Source organism: Nostoc sp. JL31, from assembly GCF_017114965.1.
In the GTDB taxonomy this organism is placed as follows: domain Bacteria; phylum Cyanobacteriota; class Cyanobacteriia; order Cyanobacteriales; family Nostocaceae; genus Nostoc; species Nostoc punctiforme_A.
Map to the genome: position 1 here is coordinate 37,896 of NZ_JABXKO010000087.1, position 6,000 is coordinate 43,895.

Annotated in this window: 2 protein-coding genes; one reads left to right on the forward strand and one right to left on the reverse strand. The window is 46.0% G+C overall.

The features are described 5' to 3' along the window. Positions 1–31: 31 nt before the first annotated feature. A complete protein-coding gene (locus HWQ43_RS20065) occupies positions 32–3,352 on the reverse strand; it encodes a DUF4347 domain-containing protein (protein ID WP_366932867.1) in 3,321 nt (1,106 codons plus the stop codon). On the opposite strand from HWQ43_RS20065, the gene HWQ43_RS20070 reads away from it, so the two are divergent. Continuing rightward, positions 3,333–5,939, forward strand: a complete 2,607-nt coding sequence (locus tag HWQ43_RS20070; protein WP_292737312.1) for a DUF4915 domain-containing protein — start codon at positions 3,333–3,335, stop codon at positions 5,937–5,939. The two genes, HWQ43_RS20065 and HWQ43_RS20070, sit on opposite strands and share 20 nt — an antisense overlap. The last annotated feature ends 61 nt before the right edge of the window (positions 5,940–6,000 follow it).

A 6,000-nucleotide genomic window follows, 5' to 3' on the forward strand; every position in this document is an offset into this window, starting at 1 on the left:
GAAGGGGCTGGGGGTTAGGTCTGTATTAGACTCAAGCGAGACCCGCCATAGCAGTAGTCAAATTAACTTTGATAATCAGATCATTGAAATCCTTGTCGCCACCACCAGACAAATCCTCAAAGCCAAAAGTATTACTAGCTAACAAGCTAATGTGATCCGTATGATCAGAATTAGCACCCAAGAACGGGAAATAAACCGCCGGATCGTTACTAGAATTGTCATCTAAAATCGCATCAGGAGTAGCATTCACAATAATGAAGGGAGCAAAAATCGCACCAGGTTGGAACACACCATTGTAAGTAGCAGAACCTTGGTTACTCACAGACAAATCAATACCTGCAATTTTGCCACGGACAGCAGCTTGAGTATAACCAGCCTGTCCCGTGAGAACATCGGCTATGCCATCGCCATTGGTATCAATTCCCCCATTTTCATCAGTCACCTGATAAAAGCCGACATAATTGTTATAAGACGCCTCTCTGTAAACATTAAATTCCGCTTGAACTGATTGTTGGACATCTCGCAAATCAATCAATTCACCTTGAAATTGACCTTGGAGATTTGTACCCAAAGGTAAAGCTTGATCAGTCTGGTTAATTTTCACCACCAGATCATTAAAATCTGTAGAACTATTACCAGAAGCATCCTTCCAGCCTAAAGAGAAACTATTATCACCCAAGTCGGTAATTTTTTGGGTTGAGACACTAGAAAACAGTAACTTGCCAATGGAATTAGGATCATTGCGTACAGCATCAAGCGTACCGTCTTGAACTAACAAAAATCTAAAATTCTGACCAGAATTCAATTGCAGCAGCCTGGTGAGATTATTAGTATCAAACCCATTGGGAGTATTAGCGATCGCAGATAAAATTACTTCTGAGCGAAGTATTGCAGCTTGGGCATAACCTTCAGCACTAGGAGCAATACCGTTAATTGTACCTTGAGGATCATCAACAGTAAATAAACCCAGTTCATTCACCTGTTGAGAATTGTGTCCAGTCAGTTGGACTTCCAGTGTGGCTTTGGCATCCTGACCTGTAATGTTGAAGACATCATCATCGGGGTTAGTTAGACGGCTGGGTATTTCGTCATTAACATTAATAGTCAACACCTTCTCAAAGTTGAGATTACCGTTATCAGTAGTGCGGACGCGGATTTTGTAAGTAGGCTTAGTTTGAAAGTCTGGAGAATTGTTGATTTTGAGGGTATTGCCATCAATGGTGAAGGCATTATTATCAGTATCGTCAATTTCCGAAACTAAGCTGTAGGTGAAATTATCGTTTTGATCTGGGTCGGTGCTGTTGAATGTACCGATGACGGTGTTGGCTGCGGCTTCATCATTGACGGTGTTGGCACTCAACTCCAAATCTGTGGGTGCATCATTAACGGCAGTGAGATTAATGTCGCGGGTAACAGGGTTGCTATTTAAGCTGCCATCATTGACGACAAAGCTGATGGTGCGGGGAGTGGTGCTGGGGTTATCGCTACTGTTTTGATAGGTAACAGAACGCAGGGCAGTTTGATATTGGGCGACGGTGGCAGTGCCAGTTAAGGTTAAAACACCGTTGGTATAAGTGCCAGTAATGCCGTTTTGGTTGGTGAAAGCGAGGGTGTCTTCTGTGGCGACGAAACCGCTGGTAAATTTGACGGTGGCGCTGCTGAGGTTGGTGGAGTCGACATCGCTGACGGTGATACCAGGGTCGATGGCTGTGGCGGGGTTGTTTTCGGTGTAGGTGAGGGCGGTGTTGGTGGCGGTGGTGACTGGGGCATCATTAATGGCAGTCAGATTAATGTCGCGGGTAGTAGGACTGCTATCTAAGCTGCCATCATTGACAACAAAGCTGATGGTGCGGGAAATGGCGCTGGGGTTGTCACTGCTGTTTTGATAGGTAACAGAACGCAGGGCAGTTTGATATTGGGCGACGGTGGCAGTGCCACTTAAGGTTAAGACACCGTTGGTATAAGTGCCAGTAATGCCGTTTTGGTTGGTGAAGGACAGGGAGTCTTCTGTGGCGGCGAAACCGTTGGTAATGCTGACGGTGGCGCTGCTGAGGTTGGTGGAGTCGACATCGCTGACGGTGATGCCAGGGTCGATGCCTGTGGCGGGGTTGTTTTCGGTGTAGGGGAGGGCGGTGTTGGTGGCGGTGGTGACTGGGGCATCGTTGACAGCAGTGAGATTAATGTTGCGGGTTTTAGCGGTACTATTTAAGCTGCCATCATTGACAACAAAGCTGATGGTGCGGGGAGTGGTGCTGGGGTTGTCGCTGCTGTTTTGATAGGTAATAGAACGCAGGGCAGTTTGATATTGGGCGACGGTGGCAGTGCCAGTTAAGGTTAAGACACCGTTGGTATAACTGCCAGTAATGGGGTTTTGGTTGGTGAAGGACAGGGTGTCTTCTGTGGCGGCGAAACCGCTGGTAATGCTGACGGTGGCACTGCTGAGGTTGGTGGAGTCGGCATCGGTGACGGTGATGCCAGGGTCGATGATTGTGGCGGCGGCGTTTTCGGTGTAGGTGAGGGCGGTGTAGGTGGGGGTGGTGACTGGGGCAACAGTTTCGGTAATTGTTAAAGTGGCACTGACATTTAGCAGTACAGAGATGGTGTTGCTGGTGGTGTTACCGGCAGCCAAGTCCAGCTTGCCGTCGCCGTTGAAGTCTGCCACTGTGACTGACCTGGGACCAGTCCCGACGGAGAAGTTGGTGGCAGTGGCAAAGCCGCCTGTGCCTAACCCTAGCAGCACGGAGACGTTGTTGCTTGTAACGTTAGCAGTAGCCAAATCCAGCTTGCCGTCGCCGTTGAAGTCTCCCACTATTACTGATTGGGGATTAGTCCCGACGGAGAAGTTGGTGGCAGTGTCAAAAGTGGCAAACACTTCAGGGTAGGCTTCCCTAATTTCTGGTTGCAAGGCCAGGGTGGAGGTGATTTGCCCGATGTTCACCTCTAGTTCCCAGGTTCCCCCTTGTTGAATGTTGCCGATTTTTTGGGTTGAGGCGGCGATGTTTGCCCCGGTGAGTTGGTGTAGCTGTTCTATGAAGGTTTTTCCGGTTTCTGTGGCGGCGACTTCACACCCATAAATCAGGATTTCCCTGACTTGCCATTGTTGTAGTTGCTGGCGATAGGTGTGGAGGTTGGCTAAGTTTAGTTGGCTATTACCTAGTTGCAAGTTGCCGGGGCTACCGTGGGCAATTATCTGGATGCCGACTGCGGGATGGTTTTTGCAGAGGGCGCTGATTTGGGCGATGCCGTCTTGGTGTTTGTTGAGGACAATTACTTCGGCTGTGGGTAAAATCCCTTGAGCAAGTATTTGATGGTCATCTATTGCTGAATCGATGATGACTAGGGGTTTATCTATGCCCCACGCCCCACGATTTTATCAGGGTAAGTTGTGGTTGCTGAATGCTGGCACGGGGGAATTTGGCTATATCGATGCTGATGGAGTATTTCAGCCTGTGGCTTTTTGTCCCGGTTTTCTACGTGGTTTGGCATTTAGTGGCGATTATGCCATTGTCGGCTTATCTAAGCCCCGCGACAAAACTTTTTCTGGTTTAAAGCTGGATGAGAATTTAGCCAGTAAAAATACTGAACCCCGCTGTGGATTGATGGTCATTGATTTGAAAACTGGCCAAGTTGTCCACTGGTTGCGTCTAGAAGGAGAAGTGACGGAACTTTATGATGTGCAGGTGTTATCAGGAGTCTCTCGCCCGCAGGCGCTGGGATTCCATACTGAAGAGATTCAGCAGCTGATTACCCTTGATCCACGTTCGCCGCTAATTGGGGGAAATGTGCTATCGCCTATACAAGAATTTACTAACAACGCAGATCAGGACAACATCTCTGCAATCACACCTCAAAGTCGAGACTGGTCTAATTCTGATTGGTTATGGTCAACCCAATCGCAGCAATTTCCAGTTGTAGAACAGCTTTATCAACAAGCATTAGCCTTACAAACACAACTACAATTGACAGAGGCGATCGCTTTATACGAACAAATAATTAGCCAATATCCCCAATATGCTCCCGCTTGGTATCAATTGGGGGTAATTATGGACAGTCAAGGACAAACTGACCAAGCTGTTTTGGCTTACCAACAGGCATTGACAATTAGCCCTAAATATGCAGAGGCAGACAATAATTTGGGTATTATCTGCGTAGCCCAGAAAAATTTAGAAAAAGCGATCGCTTATTTTCAATCTGCAATTCTCAGTAACCCGAACTATGCTTTTGCTCACAATAACCTGGGTCTAGCTTGGCAAATGCAAGGTAAGCTATCAGCAGCAGCAGCTAAGTTTCAGGAGGCTTTACAAAAAAATCCCGGTTATGCCGAAGCCTATCTGAATTTGGGGATTGTATTAGAGGCGCAAGAGAATTTAGCAGGGGCGATCGCTTGTTATCGTGCGGCTGTTGACCACAAACCAGATTATATTAAAGCTTACAACCGTTTGGGGTCAGCGCTGATATCTTTGGCGATGACTACTCAAGGTGAAGTAGATGAAGCTAGGGTAATATTTGAAAAGGTTTTAGAACTGCAACCAGACTCGGCTGAAGCCTTCAATTACCTGTTTTACCTCAAAGAAATGAGTTGCGATTGGCGTAGTCGTCAATCTGATTTAACCCGCATTTGGGAACAAACTCTCTCTGAGGTTGAGAAAGCAAAACCGACAACAATCGGCCCTTTTGACACCATATACAAGCCTTGGGACAGGAATTTTTTGCTAAAAATAGCTCGGACTCATGGAGAAAATATCCAGAAACAATGGGTACAAAAATCTCTCAATTTTACTCATTGTCATTCCTTGACTGGGCGGCTACGCATTGGCTATTTATCCAATGATTTTCGCAACCATGCTACCAGTCATTTGATAAAAAGCTTATTTAACCTGCACGATCAAGCTAATTTTGAGATATTTGCTTACTCTTTCAGTGCAGACGATAACAGCGAATACCGCCAACACATCGCTGCTAACTGCGAACACTTCCGAGATATTACTACTTTATCTATAGAAGAAAGCGCCCGCCAGATTTATGATGATGGCATTCATATATTAATCGATCTCAAAGGTTACACTGCTGGTTCTCGCAGCGCTATTTTAGCTTTACGACCTGCTCCGATTCAGGTCAGCTATTTGGGCTATCCTGGAACGATGGGCGCTGAATTTATCGACTATATAATTAGCGATCCAGTAGTCACACCACCAGAATTTGCTGATGCTTTCAGCGAGAAGTTAGTCACCTTACCCCACAGCTATCAAGTTAACGATCATCAACAGGCGATCGCTTCTACCTCTATGACTCGTTCTGAGTATGGTTTACCAGAGTCGGGTTTTGTCTTTTGCTGCTTCAATAACAACTATAAAATTGAACCGCAGATTTTCGATGTTTGGATGAGGATTCTCGCCGCAGTTCCAGGAAGTGTGCTGTGGTTACTTGTCAGATTTCCGGCTGCTGAGGATAACCTCAAACGAGAAGCCCAAGCATGGGGAATTAATGGCGATCGCTTAATTTTTGCCCAATATCACCCCAAAGCAGAACATTTAGCAAGACATCAATTAGCAGACTTATTTCTAGATACCTTTTATTACAATGCTCACACTACTGCTAGTGATGCTTTATGGACAGGTTTACCAGTCGTCACTTGTATAGGAAAAACCTTTGCTTCTCGTGTTGGGGCTAGTTTGCTGACAGCAGTTGGTTTACCAGAGTTAATCACTAATAACTTAGAGCAATATGAGCAATTAGCCATACATTTAGCACATTCCCCTACAGCATTGCAGGAAATCAAAGAGAAATTAGCACAAAATCGTACCACTTACCCACTGTTTGATACACCACGTTTCACTCGCAATCTTGAACTTGCCTACCGTGTTATGTGGGATATCTACGCTGTTGGGAAATCACCGCAAGCCATAGAGGTGAGCGATATAAAAGAACGGCGTTGCTGAGTGCGGTATGAATTAATTGAACACCAGGATAAAACGATACTTCAAGTAGTGAAGTAATAAT